Raw genomic sequence first — 19551 nt, 5'->3', positions numbered from 1 at the left:
CTGGGAGATAAAACGGAGGTCTACCGCTTCAGCGGTCGATTTATTTGGCCGGGAGTCCGGGGTCTCGGGGGAATGACGGTGATTCCCCCGAGACGTTCACTGGTGCGGTGGTTACAGATAAAACAGGGCTGAAAGTGAACGGAACTTAAGCTGAGCCATCATGGAGAATATCTGTGAGCAATATCTCCTCCCTTACGGGAGAGGGAATGTGATTCCCGATCAGGCAATTCGGCGTGTATTCTCCGTTTCGCTCCGGGTGATTTTCACCGGCACAGATTTTGACGTCGGCGTGCCGGTGCCGTCCCCAATGCTGCCGAGCGGCACCAGCGGGTTGGTTTCCGGGTAATAGGCTGCGAGATTGCCACGCGGGATGTCATAGGCCACCAGCTTAAAACCGCTAACTTTACGGGTGATGCCGTCATGCCAGATGGTTTCTATATCGACCTTATCGCCATCGTTCAGGCCGAGTTCACCCATATCATCAGGGTGAATAAACAGGATTTCACGCTGGCCGTACACGCCGCGATAGCGATCGTCGAGGCCGTAAATCGTGGTGTTGTACTGGTCGTGAGAGCGCAGCGTTTGCAGCGTGAACGGGGCTTCCACACCTTGCCACAGCGAATCCGGCAGCGGGGCATGACTAAATTCGGCTTTGCCGCTTGGCGTATTAAAGCGCAGTTCTGCCGCCGCGTTGCCCAGGTAGAATCCTCCAGGTTCTTCGCAGCGTTGATTGAAATCTTTAAAGCCAGGTAATGTGGCGGCGATGTGATCGCGAATTAGGTTGTAGTCGTCGGCAAGCGCCAGCCAGTCCAGTTTGCTTCTGCCCAGAACGGCATCAGCGATGCTGGCCACAATCGCGGTTTCAGAGCGCTGGGTGTCCGCAATCGGCTTGCCGATGCCTTCGGAGGCGTGAACCATGCTAAAGGAGTCTTCGACGGTGACAAACTGGCGGCCAGAAACCTGCATGTCTTCTTCGGTACGGCCAAGCGTCGGCAGGATCAGCGAGGCTTTACCCGGCACCAGATGGCTGCGGTTCAGCTTGGTGCTGATGAACACGGTCAGGCCGCAGCGGCTGATGGCTTCTTCCGTGCGCGGGCTGTCCGGTGCCGCAGCGGCGAGGTTGCCGCCAAGCGCAATCAGCACTTTGATTTCGTCGCGCAGCATCGCAGCCAGGGCCTCAACGGTATTGTGGCCATGTTCGCTCGGAGGCGTAAAATCAAAGTGTTTGGCCAGGTTATCGAGCAGGCTTACCGGCGGCTTTTCATCGATCCCCATCGTGCGGTTACCCTGCACGTTACTGTGGCCGCGCACAGGGCAAAGGCCCGCACCCGGACGGCCTAAATGGCCGCCCAGCAGCTGCAGGTTAACGATTTCCCGCACGGTATTCAGCGAGTGTTTGTGCTGGGTGATGCCCATAGCCCAGGTGAAAATCACCCGCTTTGAATGCTGCCAGATAGCCGCGGCGTCGCGAAGCTGGAGTTCGCTCAGCCCGGACTGCCGGGTAATTTTCTCCCAGCTGGTTTCATCGATGGCGGCAAACCAGGCTTCAACGCCGTGGGTATGGGCATCGATAAAGGCCAGGTCAAACACGCCGTTTTCACCTTCGGTGATGAGGCGACGATGGGTTTCCAGCAGGGCTTTTGCCATGCCGCGTACCGCCGCCATGTCGCCGCCCAGATTTGGCTGGTAATAGTTGGTACTGATGGTGCCCGCCAGCGGGGTGATCACTTCCAGCGGTTTTTGCGGATCGGCGAAGCGTTCCAGGCCGCGCTCGCGCAGCGTATTGAAGGTGACTATTTGCGCCCCGTTTTCTGCCGCATGCCGCAGGCTGTGCAGCATTCGCGGGTGATTGGTGCCGGGATTCTGGCCAAACACAAAAATGGCATCGGCTTTGTCGAAATCATCCAGCCGAATCGTGCCTTTCCCAACGCCGATACTGCGTTTTAGCCCGCTGCCGCTGGCTTCATGGCACATGTTTGAGCAATCCGGGAAATTGTTTGTACCCAGCATGCGGCCAAAAAGTTGATAAAGATAAGAGGCTTCATTGCTGGCGCGGCCGGAGGTGTAAAGTTCAATCTGATTGGGGTTATCCATCGCCTGAATATGTTGCGCAATCAGACTTAGCGCGCTGGACCAGGTGATAGGCTCGTAGCGATCGGTTTGTGGGTTGTAGCTGAGCGGCTCGGTCAGGCGGCCCTGATATTCAAGGAAGTAGTCGCTTTGTTGATAGAGTTTGCTGACGCTGTGCTGGGCAAAAAAGTCGCTGTCGATAAAGCGGCGAGTCGCTTCCCATGTGACGGCTTTGGCGCCATTTTCGCAGAAGCTGAAGGTGCTTTTGTTATCATCTCCCCAGGCACAGCCCGGGCAATCAAAGCCTTTGGCTTTGTTCATGCGCATCAGGTTACGCAGGTTTTTCAGGGCATGTTTGCTGTCGATGACGAAGCGGGTAGTCGCTTCGAGAGAACCCCAGCCGCCCGCTGCGGCCTGGTAAGGCTTAATCGCCGATTTGAATTTCATATGGCAGGTGTCACTTGTTATGGTTGATTGCGCAATAACACAGATGAGTTGCTTACCTTTAGTTTACTCCTGATTAACATTTGTGGAAGCGCTAACGTCAATCGGCCATCAACGAAACGGCCAGGATTCACGGCAGCAGGCTGTTAAAATGCCAGGCATTAATGCCAATCAATGAAGGGAATACTGATGTTGTATGCCAGTGATATTAGGGATATTGAAGAACTGCAGCGCGTTGAGACAGCCGCTGCGCACCGTTTTCTTGCCGTGCCCGAACTGGCTTTTTTAGCCTCCGCTGGGGTAACGAGCAAGTCGACTCACGCCTCTGCCATCGAAAATAAGCTCGCCTGGAAGGTCGTCGGGAGCGACGGTAGGATCCAGGGTTTTTGCTATTGCGAGCGGCACGAGGATTCGCTTTATCTGGCTGAGATATCAACCCATCCGGATTTTCAGCGTCAGGGCGTGGGGGCTATGCTGCTGGCTGAAGTCAAACGCATGGGGCAGGCGCTTGGCGTAAGCCAAATCACGCTGACAACTTACAGAGATGTGAGCTGGAATGGCCCCTGGTATGTACGCCACGGTTTTGTCGTTATAAATGATGCGGAGTTAACGCCGGCGCTTGCTTGCTGCCTTACGCACCAACGCGAAGAAGGCCTGATGATTTTACCCCGTTGCGCAATGCGGTATTTACTCGGGGAGGGGAAGCCCCCGGTCGGTAAACCATTTTTGTAGCCGCGTGAGCTGGCGGATGTGGTAGCCGATGGCCAATTCTTCGTACAGCGTCGAGGGCGGCGTCAGCGGCGCGACATCGGGTCTGCCGCTCAGGATGGCACGTCGTGCCTGATGCCAGGCCCGTTGTTTCATCTCAACTTCATCTGGCCTTGTTACCCGATGTTTACTCACGGTCATAGTCTGCCTACTTATTGTGAGGCGCGATTATACCCTGCAAAGACGTCAATATGTTGTCCGATCTCCACGGGTGTTAATTTTGGCTCAAAAAAATCTAGTCTTGTCATAATGTTGCGTAATAATTACCCAGCAGACGCGGATATATTCTGTCAATGGCTGACACGACCTGTCATTTGTTCGCGCTAACATTCCTGACACCGACTTGCAGGAGAAACACTCATGACCCCCCCCGAAAAAAGCACGCTGCTTGCCAACAGAATTGCCGGTATCTTTTGTGAAATGCTGAGCTGTGAGCGCGTGTCCCGTCATCAACTGGCCAGTAAATTTGGCGTAAGCGAACGGACGATATACCGGGATCTCCGGCGGCTAAGCAACTATGTTTATCATGTGGGGGACGATCAGTATGCCCTCAGTCTTGAAGTCACCCAGCAACTGGAAAACTATTTGCAACGAGTGAAGCGGGAAAAATGATCGGCTACAGGCGATAACGGGCTTAAAGCTTCGTGGCTCCGTCGACGATAATACGATAAATTATTCTTTTTATTAACAAAATAACCACAATTAACTCAAGGGTAAGATGCGTACTGAAAGCTTAACTGATATCGCCTATCGTCATTTTGTGGAGAGCGTAAAAGACTACGCTATCTACATGCTGAACGTTGATGGCACCGTAGCCACCTGGAACGAGGGGGCGCTGCGAGCGAAGGGATATCTGCGCGAGGAGATTGTGGGGCAGTTTTTTGGCGTTTTCTACAGCGATGCGGAGCAAAAAAACGGGCTGCCCGAGCGTAATCTGAATATCGCACTTAAAAATGGAAAATTTGAAGGGGAAGGCTGGCGCTATCGCAAGGATGGCAGCCGGTTTTGGGCTCATGTGGTTATTGATGCCATCTATGATGAGCATCACACGTTGTTGGGCTATGCCAAAATTACGCGGGATATTAGCGAGCAGAAGGTCGTGAACGACAAAATTTCGTGGCTTGCTCGCTATGATGCGCTGACCGGGCTCCCTAACCGCGTCGAATTTTTCAGTTTTGTGGAGAAACTGTTCACTGAGTCTGACTATAACCGCATTGCTATTTGCACGGTTGATCTCGATAAATTCAAAGAGATCAACGATACCGAAGGGCATCTGGTAGGGGACCAGCTTCTGCAGCGTGTTTCGTCCTCGGTACTCAAAGCGATGGAAAAAGATGAGATTGTTGCTCGTTTCGGTGGCGACGAATTTGTCGCGGCCAAGCCTTATAACCACGACGACGAGTTGCGTAATTTCACCGAGCGCTTACATAGCTGTTTTGTCGGCAAACAGATTTTCGCCCACAGCGAAATTACCGTGAGCGCGAGTATTGGCGTGGCGATTTACCCGGATGATGCCACAGATATCAATACGCTTATCAGCAATTCAGATCTGGCGATGTACCGTGCCAAAGCTAATCTGGATAACAAGATTTGCTGGTATGAAAAAGACATGGACGAAAAAACGCGGCTGCGGAATCTGATGGCCGCGGATATTCGCCGTGGCATCAAAGAAGGGCAGTTCTTCATTCATTACCAGGAGAAACGTTCGCTGAAAGATAAGGCGATTACAGGCTATGAAGCGCTGCTTCGCTGGAATCACCCGGAGCAAGGATTGATACCGCCTGATGAATTTATCCCTGTTGCCGAGGAAAGCGGGGCCATTGTTCCACTGGGCTATTGGGTGATTGAAACGGTATGTAAAGAGTCGTTGGCCAACAAGCTGGACAAAAAAATCTCGATCAATATTTCTCCAGTGCAGCTGCGTAATCTCAGCTTTATCGATAATGTCCGTGACATTCTCATGCGAACGGCGTGGCCAATAACACTGCTTGAGTTTGAGGTGACGGAGACTGCGTTCATTATTAATAAAAAGCTGACGTTTAATATCCTGCATCAGTTCCAGAAAATGGGGATCAGCATTGCGCTGGATGATTTTGGTACCGGATATTCTTCTTTGAGCACGCTGCGGGAATTCCATTTTGACGTCATCAAGTTGGATCGCAGCTTCCTGACGAATGTTGAAAGCAACTTTCAGGCTCGTTCCTTCGTGCGAGCGATCATCTCTCTCGGCAACTCCATCAATACACCGTTGATTGCCGAAGGTGTGGAAACCAACGAGCAGTTGCGTATTTTAGAAGAAGAAGGCTGTACTGAAATTCAGGGATTCCTGTTTGGGCAGCCGGTTGATATCAAGAACATTCATCGCTGAAAGGGCGGGCAGAATAGCGGCCAGCACAAACCTGTGATCCACTTAACTCTCCGGGACTTCTTTGAGCTTCATTAACGCAAATCTGTGACGTAGCGCGTAATGTTTTTCCGCGCCGGGGCCGATGACCTTTGAAGGGAATTCCCCATACAAAGAGAGTCACGGACATGTCGATAAAAACTCTGACCCCACAAAACGGCGTGCGTTTCTGGCATCACATCAGGCTGGTGCCGCTGTTTTCCTCTATCCTCGGCGGCATTCTGCTGCTGTTTGCGCTATGCATCGGTTTCGCCAGCTATTTTCTCATTCAGAGTGACCGTGCGCTTCAGGACGTCACCGAAGAAATCCAGGTGCGAATGGGGCTGGCGGACAGCGCCAACCACCTGCGTACGGCACGTATCAATCTGATCAACGCCGGAGCCGCAAGCCGCGTGGCGGATATGGATCAGGTTAAGCAGAACGTGGCCAATGCCGAAGGGCTTATCAAGCAGGCGCAGGCTGGCTTCAGCACCTATATGGCGCGAAAAGTGAAAACGCCAGCTGATCAGGCGCTGGACAAAGGGCTGCAGGATGATTTTGCGGCCTATCTCGAAAAAGGGATGAAGCCAATGCTGAAGTTCGCCAAAAACGGCATGTTTGAGGCGATCATCACCCATGAAAGCGAAGTGGTGCGCAAGCTGGACGGCGATTACGATGCCAAACTGCAGCAGGCCGTCAACATCCGTACCGACCGGGCAAACGCTCTGAGAGAACAAGCCGACAGCCGCACCCGTACCAGCGTGGCGTTGATGGCCGGGGCCTTTGCGATTGCGCTGTTTATGACGGTGTTCACCTTCATCATGCTGCGTCGCGTGGTGATTGGCCCGCTGCAGCGCGCCGCGAAGCGCATTGAGCACATCTCCGAGGGCGATTTGACCCTGCCCGCAGAGGCGACCGGCAACAGCGAAATTGGCAAACTCAGCCAGCACCTGCAGCATATGCAGCAGCAACTGGTCAGCACCGTCAGCACGGTGCGCGAAGGCGCCGAGGCTATCTATCAGGGCTCGAGTGAAATTTCCGCCGGCAATACCGATCTCTCTTCCCGCACCGAGCAGCAGGCGGCGGCCATCGAACAGACCGCCGCCAGCATGGAGCAGTTGACCGCTACGGTGAAACAAAACGCCGACAACGCCCATCACGCGACAAAGCTTGCGGAAGATGCCTCCCAGAAAGCCAGCGACGGCGGGCGTATTGTGTCGGGCGTGGTCAGCACCATGGACAACATTTCAGCCAGTTCGAAGAAAATCTCTGAGATCACCGCGGTGATTAACAGCATCGCTTTTCAGACCAACATTCTGGCGCTGAACGCCGCCGTGGAAGCGGCAAGGGCGGGGGAGCAGGGGCGAGGTTTCGCCGTGGTGGCAAGCGAGGTGCGAACGCTGGCACAGCGTAGCGCCCAGGCGGCAAAAGAGATTGAGGGGCTTATCAGCGAATCCGTGTCGCTGATCGACAGCGGCTCCCGCCAGGTGGCGCAGGCTGGCACCACGGTGACCGGAATTGTGGAGGCCGTCCGCCGCGTGACCGATATTATGTTGGAAATTGCCGCCGCTTCGGATGAGCAAAGCCGAGGCATTCAGCAGGTTGGGCAGGCGATACACGAAATGGATAATGTCACGCAGCAAAATGCCTCGCTGGTGGAGGAGGCGTCAGCCGCCGCCGTTTCTCTGGAAGAGCAGGCCGCTCGCCTGACGGAGGCGGTCGGTACCTTCCGGCTGACGACAAGTTTCGCCGCTGCGCCGCAAAAACATCTCGTCATTTCTTCCCCAACATCTGCCCCGCCGCGCCCGGCGACGGCGTCTGCCGACAACTGGGAAACCTTCTGATTGACCTCTCGCGGCTCAGCAATGGGCCGCCTCTCACTTCTTTTAGTTTCGCTCCGCACGCGGTTGCGCCATGTCTTTAGAATCAGTAAGGTGTGCGCAAATTGACGAAATAGCCGGAAAAAACATGAGTTCAAAAGATCCGCTGCACGGCGTGACGCTTGAAGCGTTGCTTAACGCCCTGGTCGAACGTTACGGCTGGGCCGAAATGGCGCGGCAGGTAAATATCAACTGCTTTAAAAGCGATCCCACCATTAAGTCCAGCCTGAAGTTCCTGCGCCGTACGCCCTGGGCGCGCAAAGAAGTGGAAGAAATGTACATCGCTTCCCTGGATGAGCCAGAGACCGGAAACGACGCACCGGCGGACAGCCCCTGGGCCAACTGGCAGGCCAAAAATAAGGAATAACGATGCTAACTGGCCTGAATCACCTGACGCTTGCGGTGCGAGACCTGGCGCGGAGTCTGGCGTTTTACCAAAGCCTGCCGGGCATCAGGCTGCATGCGCGCTGGGACGCCGGGGCCTATCTTTCCTGCGGTGACTTATGGCTTTGTCTTTCTCTGGACGCAAAGGCCGGTGAGCGGCCCGTGCATTACACCCACTACGCGTTCAACGTGAGTGCAGGGGCCTTTCCCCGAATGGTTAAGGCGCTGGAACAGCAAGGCGTGCGGGTCTGGAAAGACAACCGCAGCGAAGGGCATTCCTTTTATTTTCTTGACCCGGATAACCACCAGCTTGAGCTTCATGTCGGGGATTTGGCCAGCCGCCTTGCGGCCTGCCGGGCAAAACCTTATCAAGGGATGACTTTTCAGGACGATGGTCTTACGGTGCGGCAAGCCTCGCTCGAGGAGATCCTCGCGCTTTATCACCGCCTGCCAGAATTTGAAGACTGTAGAAGCGTGGCGGATCTTCAGACTCGTCTCGCAACGAACCAAACCAGCCAGCTCATTGCCTGTGTGAACGGCGTTCCCGCCGGGTTTAAACTCGGCTACGCGCTCGGTGAGACGGCGTTTTACAGCTGGCTCGGGGGCGTTTTACCCGAGTTCAGGCGGGACGGCGTCGCTCAGGGCTTGCTGGCCGCGCAGGAAAAATGGGCGATGGAACAGGGCTACCGCACGCTGACCGTGAAAACCCGCAACAAATTTCGCGGTATGCTGATGCTGCTGGTCAAAAACGGCTATCAGCTTATCGAAGTAGAGCTGAAGGGCATGCCGGACGATTACCGCCTGCTGCTGTGCAAGTCGCTGGCAGCCTGAAACAGCCCTTTCAGTCGCATCTGATAGGCGTGTTACCTTGACCAGGGTAGGCTACACGCTGGTTTTTAACCGGGAGGATCCCGCTCATGATGACGTCCCCAACCTTGAGCCAGCCGACAATTCAGGCCGTTAATACGCTCGGCCAGTGGCTGGCGCAAAGCGACTTTACTGGCACACCGCAGGCACAGGATGCCGATCTGATTATCCTGGCCGGTAACGCCGTGATCCCAATCCTCGAGGCCGCGTGTGAGTTTGCCGCCAATAGCGAAAAAACGCTGCTCATCACCGGTGGAATAGGCCATTCCACAACGTATCTCTACGCGGAAATTGCTCGCCACCCGCGCTATAACACCATTCCTACCACCGGACGTGCCGAAGCGGCGATAATCAAAGACATTGCCCACCAGTTCTGGAAAGTCCCGAACGAGAAAATTATCACCGAAGAGAAATCGACCAACTGTGGGGAAAACGCGCGGTTTAGCGTGGAGAAAATGGCGGAACATGGCCTGAGCCCCGAGCGTGTGCTGATTATTCAGGATCCGACCATGCAGCGCCGCACCGTGGCGACTTTTGCTCGCGTTTGGCAGGGCGACGCGCAGGCGCCAGAATGGCGAAGCTGGCCCGGCGTGGCTCCTGAATTAGTCGAGGGAGAACAGGGCACTGTTTTTGCCGGAGAAGCTGAAGGTTTATGGCCGATTGAGCGCTACGTTTCGCTGGCGCTGGGTGAAATTCCCCGCCTGCGCGACGATGCAGCAGGATACGGTCCTCAGGGGCGGGACTTTATCGTTCATGTCGATATCCCGCCGCAGGTGATGGCCGCCTGGCATGCGCTCCAGCAGGACATGGCGCTAAGCGCATTGATTCGCCAGCGGGGGCTGTAATCCCCCGATCTTGCCCTGATAAACGTTATGGTTAAAAAATTACACGCTGAAACAAATTAACGTCCATAATGTGTTGATGTTAATAATCTTTTAATGTTTCTTCGTTATCCTGCATTCAACGTAATTTCAGGGCAGGGTCTCTCATGCGGACTAAATATACCTCGGTACAGATTTCGATCCACTGGCTGGTTTTTCTGCTGGTCGTGGCGGCTTATTGCGCCATGGAACTGCGTGGCTTTGCCCCACGCAGCTACCGGCCACTGATCAACGCCATTCATTTCACCTGCGGCATTTCGGCGCTTGGGTTGATGGTTGCCCGTCTGCTGGTGCGCATCAAATACCGCGCCCCGGCCATTGTGCCAAAGCCGCATCCGGCGGTGATCGGCATCTCTCATCTGGTCCATACGATTGTCTATATGATGTTTATTGCGCTGCCGGTGCTGGGTTTCCTGGCAATGTACTATCGCGGAACCGAATGGGTTGCCTTCGGGCTACAGATGCCTGTGGCGGCGGTGCCGGACGAAGACATAGAGTTTAGTCTCAAGTCCTGGCATGAACTTCTCGCCAACACCGGCTATTTCGTGATTGGCATCCACGCCTTCGGCGCGCTGTTTCACCATTACGTCTGGAAAGACAATACGCTGCTGCGGATGATGCCCGGCAAGCGCCAGCAGCCCTGAGCGCCAGCCGCTAGCCTTTTGAATACTGCCGGGGTGAGCAGCCCATCACCCGTTTGAAAGCTTTACCGAACGCGCTTTCAGATTCATACCCCAATGCCACCGCAATACGCGCCAGGGAATCACCCGACTGGCGCAGCCTGTCGCAGGCCAGCATCATGCGCCAGCGCGTCAGGTAATCAATAGCGGATGCGCCCGTCACCGCTTTGAACCGGGCGGCAAACGCCGACCGCGACATTCCCACGCGCTCCGCCAGTTTTTCCAGCGTCCAGTTGAAAGCGGGCTCTTTATGCATGCAGGTCAGGGCCAGACTAAGCTGTTTATCTGCCAGCGCATACAGCCAGCCCACGGCGGGCTGATGAGTTAAGTGCAGCCTCAAAGCCTGAATCAGCAGCATCCACGCGAGCTGCTGAATAATAAGCGCGCTGCCGGGGCGAGGATGGCGGACTTCATCGGTCATTTGATCCAGCGCCCAGCGCATGGCGGCCTTACTCTCAGGTTGCTGAATGCAAACGACCAACGGCAAAGAGCTCAGCAACAGGTCGGCCGCTTCCCCGCTCAAAACAAAATGCCCGCCGACCAGGAAACAGCTTTCCTGCTGGCCAGGGACAACGTCAGGCCCTAGCTTGCCCGCCCGGCGCAGCGTGTAGAAATCTACAGGTGCGGCATCAAGCCCGGTCGCGAGGCAAAAAGGCGGCCCCGGCGGCAGAAGATAACAATCCCCCGCCTGCAGCAGCAGCGGCTCGTTCATACCATCAACCGATAGCCAGCAGCTGCCTGACACCACGGCATAGCACTTGATGCCGGCATGTTCAGGCCACTGAATGGCCATACCTTCATGCAGTGCCACGCCGCCGGAGGCATAGCTTTGGGGTTTCAACAGGGAAAGCAGTTCAGACAGCGGATCCATAGAAACTCCGGACGATGAGACCAAAAATGGCGACTTTTGAACATTGTTCGTATTACTCCCTCTGTTTACAGTAAATCCTGTCGGACGGCAACTCAGTCCTCAGTGACGGTTTGGGATAATGACTATGCGTATTTTTGTCACCGGTGCGACCGGTTTTCTTGGCTCGGCCATCGTGCAACAACTGCTTGCTGCCGGGCATCAGGTACTGGGGTTAACGCGTTCTCAGCGCGGAGCCGAGGCTTTATCAGCCTGGGGTGCAAAAGCACATTATGGCGATCTGGATGACCTCGCCAGCCTGCAGCACGGGGCGGATCTTGCTGACGCCGTGATTCACACTGCGTTTAATCATGATTTTTCTAACTTTGTCGCCAACTGTGAGGCTGACGGAAAAGTGATTGCCGCTATGGGGAACGCGCTGGTGGGCTCGGCTCGCCCGATGGTGATCACCTCTTTTGTCGCTATGGGCGCAACCGAGCCGGGCAAACCGGCGACGGAAGAGGGGTATAACCTTCTGACGTCCAATCCGCGTAAGGCCACGGAAATTGCTGGGGTCAGCCTGCTTGAGCGGGGCGTTAACGCCTCATTTGTGCGATTGCCGCAGGTGCATGACACGTTCAGGCAGGGGCTAATTACGCCGCTTATTGAGCTGGCTCGCGACAAAGGCGTGGCGGCATATGTTGACGAAGGCAAAAACCGCTGGTCGGCGGTGCATCTGAGCGATGCTGCCCGTCTGTATGTTCAGGCGGTGGAGAGAGGCGTGGCCGGGGAGCGCTACAACGCCGTGGCGGAAGAAGGGATCGCGACTAAAACGATCGCCGAAACGATCGGGCGGGGACTTGGGGTGCCGGTACGCAGCATTGCCGCCGACAAAGCCAGCGATCATTTTGGCTGGCTGGGGAGTTTTGCCGCACACGACATGTCGGCCACAAGCGCCGCCACGCAGCAAAAAACTGGCTGGCGGCCAACGGGACCGGGGCTGATTGAAGATTTACAGAAGATGAAATACCGCTAATGGCACATCGCCCGGCAAACAACCGGGCGATGGTGTGATATCAGAAGCGAATCTCGCCGCCAAAGATCCAGGTTCTGCCTCGTGCAGTGTTTGCCCGGCTGGCATCATCTCCAGGCCCGGGCATCATATTGAGCTTGTTCAGCGCCTCGGAGTAATCCCGGTTCATCAGGTTTTGTACCGTGAGTTTCAGCATCAGATTGCGGTTCACCTCATAAGTGCCGTAGAGGTCGATAATCGTCGGGATCTGCGGTAAATCCTCTTTAACGATGGCCCCGGTACGCTCATCGGTTTCAAAATCAGGCGAAAGCCGCCGTGCTTTACCGGTGTACTTCACTATCGTCCCGAGGGTCAGAGCCTTATCGAAGAAGCGCACGCCGGCATCCAGCGTCATGTATTTCCGTGGTAGCTCGGTAATATCCCCCGCGCCAAAGTAGGTGCTGGCGATAGACGTGGGCTGGTCGGTCTGCTGCTGACTGAAGGAGAGGCGACTAAAGGCGAAGCCTGCGTCGTAGTCCATCTCCAGCTCCACGCCGTGAGCGGTGACGCCGGTGGCCGAGTTCACGTAAATGTACATATTGTCGCTGTACTCGTCGCTGATGTCCGCCCAGTCATTGCCCAGCACCTCGGTCATATTGCATTTTCTACCGCCGGTACAAACCTGATAAGACTCGCTGAAGATATAGTTCTGGATCCTGCTGCGGTAGGCCAGCGCCTTAAAGCGCAGCGAGTCCTGCTGAACGAGCAGATCTTTGGTGTCGATATTAAATCCGGCCTGCCAGGTTTCCGCGCGTTCAGGCTTTAAGAACGGGTTCATGGATGCGCCGCCGGAGTTGGAGAAAAACATCTCCTGAATATTTGGCGCACGCATCGATTTACTGTAGCCGACAAATGGCTGAAGCCACGGCGTAGCCTGGGCCGACAGCTGGACCGATGGGTTAAAACCGCTTTCTCGCTGGTCAACGTCGTAACTTCCCTGGGGGACGCAGACAACGCGTTCGTCACAGGGCGGCTTATGCCCGGTAATTCGGTTGCGCGTGTAGTTGAGGTTAAGATCTGCCTGCCAGATACCGCGCGTCACCTGCAGTCCGGTGTATAACGCCGAAATATCCTGCCGCCCGGAAGGGGCGAATGGATTGTTTTCTATCGCCTCCTGGTTGGTTTTCTCATCACCTGCGGCGGCATTAATAAGCCTGGTGTAACGGGTGCGCATTAGCTTGCTGCCCAGCGTAAACGCCAGATCGTTATCGCCCAGGCTAAAGCGGCTGGTATTGTTTATATCCAGCGCATCGGAACGGTTTTGCGCGGAGGTGCTGTAAAAAGTAAACAACGAATCATCCCGGTATTTCTGATCGCCGCGGCTGGTGCTGGCCGTGACGTTAAAATCAATTAACTCAGAGAACGGGGCATAGTGATATTTAATATAATAATCATCGCTGGTGATGTCCCGGCGGGAGAATCTATTTTCATAGGTTCTGGCCGACAGTTCGACGCTATTAAATTCGTTGGGCTTAATGTCCACTTTATAAAGCTGGGATTTCGGGTTCTGCTTCATAAATTTATCGTAACCAAACTCTTCACTATTAATGCCTGAGCCGTTCGAGAAATTAGAATAAACAGAACTGCCGCTGATGGCGGCCATTGCGCCAAAGCTCCCGGTGTCGGTAAAGGCGTCTGTTCTTCCGGCCGTCGCAATCATCCCGCTGCGCCCGATCCCGTTGCTGCCCACCGAGAAGCGCGACCGCAACCCGTAATCATTCCCCTTAAAAATCACGTCATCGACGCCGAGGGTGCGCATGTTTGCGCTGCCGGCAAGGGCGTTGATTCCCGCGGAACCACTGCTGTCCCCACGCGTGACGTCCACGCCGACCAGGAAATTCGGGTCTATAAGCACGCCTGCCTGGTTGTTAGTGGAGCCGTGAACGGTAGTGCCGGACGTGGTGGTGCCGTAAAAGCTTTGGGTAATGCCGTCCACCATCGTGTTAACCCGGCCAAAGCCGCTCATCCCGCGAATGTTCACGCTCACCGTCCCCTGGCCGGGATCGATTTGGGTATAGGTGCCTGGCATGCTGCGCAGCGTGGCATCCAGAGATTGCAGGTTTTTATCCGTGGCGCGTGAGCTGGTTGCGCCAGGTTTTTCCAACGCTTCTTGCTCGCGGGTAATGTTTCCGGCAGAAACATTAAGTGGGCTAAATACCGCTGAGCCTTTTTTATCCCCGTTAGTTACTTCATCATTATTTTTTGCCAATCCGCTGGCGCTGAGCAATAACATGCCCGAGCCGAGAGTTGCGGCCAGTTTATTAACGTTCATACGTGTCCTTGAAGTATTGTAATAAAATAAAAGTTATTTTTATTATTATGTCGCCCGATAGCTGCCTTCCCATTAAGGGAAGGCTTCCAGGTTAGCGCTGTTTATCTGCCTCCAGAATAAAACTGTACTCAAGGGCGGTATTTTCCAGGCGTTTTATTCGGCCTGATTTACCGCCGTGCCCGGCCTGCATTTCGGTCAGCAGAAGGATTTTGCCTGGCCCTCGTTGGTTTTCACGCAGCTTCGCGACCCACTTTGCTGGTTCCCAGTATTGCACCTGCGAGTCGTTGAGGCCGCTGGTCACCAACAGATTTGGGTAGTGCGAAGGCTTAACGTTGTCGTAAGGACTCCAGGATTTGAGCCGCAGATAGTCCGTTTTGCGGTGTGGGTTGCCCCATTCGTCATATTCTCCCACCGTGAGCGGCAGGGATTCGTCCAGCATGGTTGTCACCACGTCCACAAACGGCACCTGCGCGACCACGGCATTGAAGAGCGTGGGCTGCTGGTTAATCACGTTGCCCATCAGCAAGCCGCCAGCGCTTCCGCCCATGGCGTAAAGTCTGCCAGCCTGCCCGAAGCCCAGATCAACAAGGCCGTGGGTCGCATCGAGAAAATCATTAAAGCTGTTGGGTTTGTTTTCCAGCTTCCCCTGTTGATACCACTGCTGCCCCAGTTCACCCCCGCCGCGAACGTGCACGATAGCGAACACAAAGCCACGGTCCAGCAGGCTGAGCCGGTTGGCGCTGAAGGCCGGATCCATGCTCATTCCGTAGGCACCATAGCCGTAAACCAGCAGCGGGCTGTGGGCCGGTTTAAACATTTTTTTGTTATACACTAGCGAGACGGGAACCTTCACGCCGTCGCGGGCGGCGATCCAGATCCGCTCGCTGTGGTAATTCTCCGGCGAGGTGTCATTGACCTCCTGGCGTTTTAGCAGGGTGCGTTCGCCGCTGGCCAGATCCCATTCATAAGTGCTGGTGGGCGTGGTCATCGAAGAGTAGCCATAGCGCAGCTTGCCGGCCTGTGGCTCCGGGTTATAGCCGAGCCAGGCCATATAGCTGGCGTCATCAAACTGTAGCGTCTGCTCACTGTGGTTCAGCCAGTTAATCTTACGTATCTGGCTCAGCCCGTCCCGGCGTTCAGCCACCACCAGCCAGTCTTTAAACAGGGTGAATCCTTCCACCATTTTATTGGGTTGGGGCGCAACCACCGCCTGCCATTTGTCGCCGGGCGCGTGGCTTTTATACAGCCCAAAATTGGCGCTTTCCTGGTTTGCACGCAGGTAGAACTCCCCCTCAAAATGGTCGAGATAATATTCAATCCCCGGCCTGCGGGTGACGAAAAGTACCGGGGGTGTTTCGGGTTTATCCGCATCGATCAGGCGGGCTTCTGATGAGGTGCTGGCACTGAGCGTGATGATTAAATAGCGGTCCGAAGCCGAACGGGAAAGCCCAAGGTAATAGCCGCCGTCAGCCTCTTGATAGACCAGCACGTCCTCGGCAACAGGCGTGCCGGGACGATGCCGCCAGACCTGCGAGGGCACCAGGGTTTGCGGATTATTGCGGATATAAAACAGGTAGCGTCCGTCATTAGACCAGACCATATTCCCGGAGGTGTTTTCGATCGCATCCGGGAGCCATTTTCCGCTGTTCAAATCGCGCAGCGAGAGGCGATACTGGCGGCGGCCCGTCGTGTCCTCGGCAATCGCCATCATCTGATTGTCCTGACTGACGACCAGGCCATTTAGCTGGTAATAGGCCTGGCCTTTGGCACGCAGGTTGCCGTCCACCAGCGTTTGCCAGTCACCTTCGCCCCCGACGAGCTGCCGCTGGCTGACGGCGTATTCTTGCCCGGCCAGATAAACATCCTGATAGCGATAACCGTTTCGCTGGAAGGGCACCGAGCGGTTTTCCTGGCTCATTCGCGCCACCATTTCCCGATACAGCGTGTCCGTTAACGCGGCGGACGGCTTCAGTACCTCCCGGGTGTAGTTATTTTCCTCCTCAAGATGACGCAGCACTTTCGCGTCGCTGCGGCCGTCATCCCTGAGCCAAAAATAGTTATCCACGCGAACATCGCCATGCTCAATAAGCTGGTGGGGAATTTTGGGCGTAGCCGGGGGCTGCGGCGCGTCGGCGATTGCCCAACGGGCAGACAGCGAACAGACGAGGAGCAGCGGCGTGGCTTTCCATAGTTTTTCCATGAGGCGTCCTTAATGTCGGGCGATGGGGCACCCTGCCGAATATTCAGCATAAAGTTAACGTTCAGGTTGTGGGGCTTAGCGCTAGCTTCGGCTAAGTTCCGTCAGGTCGAAATTGATTGGCATCGTGACGTTATACACGCCTCCCTTTAAGCGCTCGACGGGCGGTTTCGGCAGCGGCTGGGCGCGGTCTAAAACGGCCACGGCTTCCCGATCAAGCGAGCGCGTTCCCGATGAACCGGTTAGAGAACTGGCAACAACATTGCCCGCAGCATCCACGGTAAACGTCACTACCGCGATGCCCGTTCTGGCTCGCTGGCGGGCGTCGCCGGGGTAGCGTTTGAAGCGGTTGAGATGGCCTTTGACCCGGCTCTCCCAGGCATCCTGCTGGCTGTTTTGCTTCTCGGCATCACTGTGGTAAGGCGCGGCAATACGCGAGGACATCACGCTGGGCTGAGGAGCGGCATTGGTCGAGATGGTCGCCTGGCTGCTGTCGCTGGTTTGCTCCCTGACGTTGCGCGGTGGGCGAGGTTTTTTCTTTTCACCTTCGGCAGCTTTTTTCCGACGAGTGATTTCAATCACCGCATCTTTGGCTATCGGCAAAGGCTGCTGTTGCTTGTCTTCAGCCTGCTGCTTTTCTTCTGCTGCCACTGACTCCTGCTGGGCAATGCCCACCGGAAGCGGGACTGGTGCCGGCGGGGCTTCGATATCGTCGGCCCATTGCAGCATCACTGCGGGTGCAGGCTCCAGGGCAGAGGGCGTGTCAGACACCTGCCAGATTAGCGCTAAAAAAAGGCCTCCGTGGAGAAGCAGAGACAGCGTAAAACCTGTGCCGCTTCTGCCCGCCAGAGAAGGAGTCAACGTGTCTGTCATCGACGGTTACCGTTTTGCCGGAGCAGGCGCAACAAACCACACATAATCAGCCTGAACTGCCGTGATATTCATGCCTTTTTCCGCCAGCATCAGCACTACCGGCTTCGAGGCGGGAGACAAGTCCTCCATATGCAGCGGCACGCCGATGCTCCTGGACGCATGATATCCGCCCGCAATCAGTAAAGCGGGCGTTGGGGCGCTCAGCAATTGTTGGGCCATATAGCGATCGCGCTGTTGCTGAATCGCCAGCATTGACGTCAGCTGTTGGCCTTCGATGTTGCCCCCGTGCATGGCAATAATCGTTTCTTTCAGCGCGGCCTGTACGGCGGGCGCGGTTGATTTTTTCCCTTCCGGGAAGCGCGGGTCTTTATAAAGACGCATTATCTCATCGCGGTTGATATTGGCGTTGAGTAAAGGTGAGGGCGCGCGCAGGGCTTCGGTCACGACGCCGCCATACATCTCCCACGGCCATCCTTTCTGCCAGTGAAGCAGTTCCTGAATGCGGCTGTCCCGCACCTGCGGCTCCTCTTTGAGCCAGGCCTTCACCTGGGTGACGCGCGGCTGTTGGCTGGCGGTTAGCATCTCCAGCAGGACGCTGCCCTGAGGGCGCTCTTTTTGCAGATTCTGCAGCAGCCAAAGCTCAATCTGGTGATGTTCGGCGTTATCGTGCTTTTCGCCGACGATAAGCCGCTGAGCGCTGGCGAGTTTGGTCAGCAGCTGTCGTTCTGTCAGCGTTTCGCCACTATGCAAATCAATGATTTGCCCATGCGTGACGGCGACATGGCTTGCCGCTTGAGGCGGGGGAGAGGTTTGGCTGCAGGCGCTGAGGCCCAGGCTGGCTAACGCTATCAAAGACGTAAGGATCAATTTTTTATGCATATCTTTTGCCCGGAGGTAGCCTTCACTGGCTGTTAGTCTTGATGTCGATCAATTTACCGCGGGCAGGATGTTAACAAATAAAATATTCAAATGATACTCATTATCATTTAAATATTCTTACAGGAAGGTGATTTGAGCGACAGTTAGCGTTGATAACAGCAAAAATGCCGCCTGATGGCGGCATCTGTAGAGCAAAATAGCGTGATTGCTTAGCGAGTGTAACGCGGCGCTGGCTGAGAAGCGCTCAGATGCGAGCTAATCACCCGGCGTTCAGCCTCCCAGTTATCCCATTCGCGGCCATCCTGCAACGAAGGAATGGTCACCTTTTCACCGGCATCAAGGCCGACGAGCGCGGCATCCACCATATCTTCCGTGCTCATCACCCAGCTTTGCGGCAGATTTTCGTGGCCGCCCACGCCGGCAATATTCCAGAAATCGGTGGCCGTGGCGCCAGGCAGCACGGCCTGAATACGCACGCCGGACTCCGCCAGCTCCTGCTGTAAAGAGTGGCTGAATGCCAGCACGAACGCTTTGCTGGCGCCATACACGCCGTTCAGCAATTCAGGGGCAATAGCGACGACCGAAGCAATGTTAATAATGGTGCCGTGCCGGCGGGCAGCCATTGCCGGGGCCGCCGCATAGGTCAGGCGAGTTAACGCAGTCACATTGAGGTCTATCATCGCGGTCATTTCATCCACGCTGGCTTCCAGCACGCTTTCTTTTGAGCCGAAGCCCGCGTTATTCACCAGCAGCGTAATAGACTCGTCGTTTTTTAGCCGCGTTTCTATCTGCAGCAGCTCTGTCGCGTTACCCAGATCGGCGGGAACGACCTCCACCGATTGCCCGCTTTCTTCACGAATACGCCGGGCGACCTGGTTCAGACGGTCCGTGTTGCGGGCCACCAGAATCAGATCATAACCGCGTTTGGCCAGACGGGCCGCGTAGACAGCGCCGATCCCGCCGGATGCACCGGTGACGAGGGCTGTGCCTGTAGATGTGTTGCTCATTGTGTAGCTCCTGAAAAGGGGGTTAATTGACGAAAGCAACATTAACA

Annotated in this window: 16 protein-coding genes and 1 pseudogene; 10 read left to right on the top strand and 7 right to left on the bottom strand. The window is 55.6% G+C overall.

Annotated elements, in window-relative coordinates:
• Positions 1–219: 219 nt before the first annotated feature.
• Entirely contained in the window at positions 220–2517 is a 2298-nt protein-coding gene (locus ACR6JA_RS07465; RefSeq protein ID WP_494493241.1) for an FdhF/YdeP family oxidoreductase, read from the bottom strand.
• A gap of 186 nt (positions 2518–2703) precedes the next feature.
• On the opposite strand from ACR6JA_RS07465, the gene ACR6JA_RS07460 reads away from it, so the two are divergent.
• From ACR6JA_RS07460 to cybB, 9 genes and pseudogenes are all read left to right on the top strand, one after another.
• The gene (locus ACR6JA_RS07460) at positions 2704–3246 is read left to right on the top strand and encodes a GNAT family N-acetyltransferase (RefSeq protein ID WP_213716258.1); all 543 of its coding nucleotides are present in this window, start codon (positions 2704–2706) and stop codon (positions 3244–3246) included.
• A 396-nt stretch (positions 3247–3642) separates the two neighbouring features.
• On the top strand, positions 3643–3894 hold the full coding sequence (locus tag ACR6JA_RS07455) for an HTH domain-containing protein (protein ID WP_213716259.1): 252 nt from the start codon (positions 3643–3645) through the stop codon (positions 3892–3894).
• Positions 3895–4000: 106 nt separating this feature from the next.
• A complete protein-coding gene (locus ACR6JA_RS07450; protein ID WP_494493240.1) occupies positions 4001–5650 on the top strand; it encodes a putative bifunctional diguanylate cyclase/phosphodiesterase in 1650 nt (549 codons plus the stop codon).
• A 164-nt stretch (positions 5651–5814) separates the two neighbouring features.
• The gene (locus tag ACR6JA_RS07445; RefSeq protein ID WP_494493239.1) at positions 5815–7509 is read left to right on the top strand and encodes a methyl-accepting chemotaxis protein; all 1695 of its coding nucleotides are present in this window, start codon (positions 5815–5817) and stop codon (positions 7507–7509) included.
• A gap of 124 nt (positions 7510–7633) precedes the next feature.
• Positions 7634–7912, top strand: coding sequence for a VF530 family protein (locus ACR6JA_RS07440; RefSeq protein ID WP_213716281.1), 279 nt, complete (start codon positions 7634–7636; stop codon positions 7910–7912).
• Between the two features lie 2 nt (positions 7913–7914).
• Positions 7915–8319, top strand: a pseudogene (fos, locus tag ACR6JA_RS07435) (fosfomycin resistance glutathione transferase); the annotation flags it as partial.
• Positions 8305–8760: a GNAT family N-acetyltransferase gene (locus tag ACR6JA_RS07430; RefSeq protein ID WP_494493274.1), complete on the top strand. Its 456-nt coding sequence runs from the start codon at positions 8305–8307 to the stop codon at positions 8758–8760. The pseudogene fos and the gene ACR6JA_RS07430, both read left to right, overlap by 15 nt.
• 86 nt (positions 8761–8846) lie before the next feature.
• The gene (locus ACR6JA_RS07425) at positions 8847–9641 is read left to right on the top strand and encodes a YdcF family protein (protein WP_213716282.1); all 795 of its coding nucleotides are present in this window, start codon (positions 8847–8849) and stop codon (positions 9639–9641) included.
• A 143-nt stretch (positions 9642–9784) separates the two neighbouring features.
• On the top strand, positions 9785–10321 hold the full coding sequence (cybB, locus tag ACR6JA_RS07420) for a cytochrome b561 (protein WP_213716283.1): 537 nt from the start codon (positions 9785–9787) through the stop codon (positions 10319–10321).
• Between the two features lie 10 nt (positions 10322–10331).
• Here cybB and ACR6JA_RS07415 read toward each other — a convergent pair whose 3' ends face one another.
• Complete coding sequence (locus tag ACR6JA_RS07415) at positions 10332–11228, bottom strand: AraC family transcriptional regulator (RefSeq protein ID WP_494493238.1); 897 nt, start codon at positions 11226–11228, stop codon at positions 10332–10334.
• 124 nt (positions 11229–11352) lie between these two features.
• On the opposite strand from ACR6JA_RS07415, the gene ACR6JA_RS07410 reads away from it, so the two are divergent.
• Entirely contained in the window at positions 11353–12240 is an 888-nt protein-coding gene (locus ACR6JA_RS07410) for an SDR family oxidoreductase (protein WP_494493273.1), read from the top strand.
• Between the two features lie 40 nt (positions 12241–12280).
• Here ACR6JA_RS07410 and ACR6JA_RS07405 read toward each other — a convergent pair whose 3' ends face one another.
• The 5 genes from ACR6JA_RS07405 to ACR6JA_RS07385 form a co-directional block, all read right to left on the bottom strand.
• Positions 12281–14548: a TonB-dependent receptor domain-containing protein gene (locus ACR6JA_RS07405; RefSeq protein WP_494493237.1), complete on the bottom strand. Its 2268-nt coding sequence runs from the start codon at positions 14546–14548 to the stop codon at positions 12281–12283.
• Positions 14549–14639: 91 nt separating this feature from the next.
• Positions 14640–16748 carry a S9 family peptidase gene (locus ACR6JA_RS07400; RefSeq protein WP_494493236.1) on the bottom strand — a complete coding sequence of 703 codons (2109 nt, stop codon included), beginning with the start codon at positions 16746–16748 and terminating at the stop codon, positions 14640–14642.
• Positions 16749–16829: 81 nt separating this feature from the next.
• On the bottom strand, positions 16830–17618 hold the full coding sequence (tolA, locus tag ACR6JA_RS07395; RefSeq protein ID WP_494493235.1) for a cell envelope integrity protein TolA: 789 nt from the start codon (positions 17616–17618) through the stop codon (positions 16830–16832).
• A gap of 6 nt (positions 17619–17624) precedes the next feature.
• Positions 17625–18497: a ChaN family lipoprotein gene (locus tag ACR6JA_RS07390; RefSeq protein ID WP_494493234.1), complete on the bottom strand. Its 873-nt coding sequence runs from the start codon at positions 18495–18497 to the stop codon at positions 17625–17627.
• 209 nt (positions 18498–18706) lie between these two features.
• Positions 18707–19504 carry an SDR family NAD(P)-dependent oxidoreductase gene (locus ACR6JA_RS07385; protein WP_494493233.1) on the bottom strand — a complete coding sequence of 266 codons (798 nt, stop codon included), beginning with the start codon at positions 19502–19504 and terminating at the stop codon, positions 18707–18709.
• Between the last annotated feature and the right edge of the window lie 47 nt (positions 19505–19551).

Source organism: Cedecea sp. B1(4), assembly GCF_059414925.1.
This window is presented reverse-complemented; position numbering and strand designations above follow the sequence as displayed.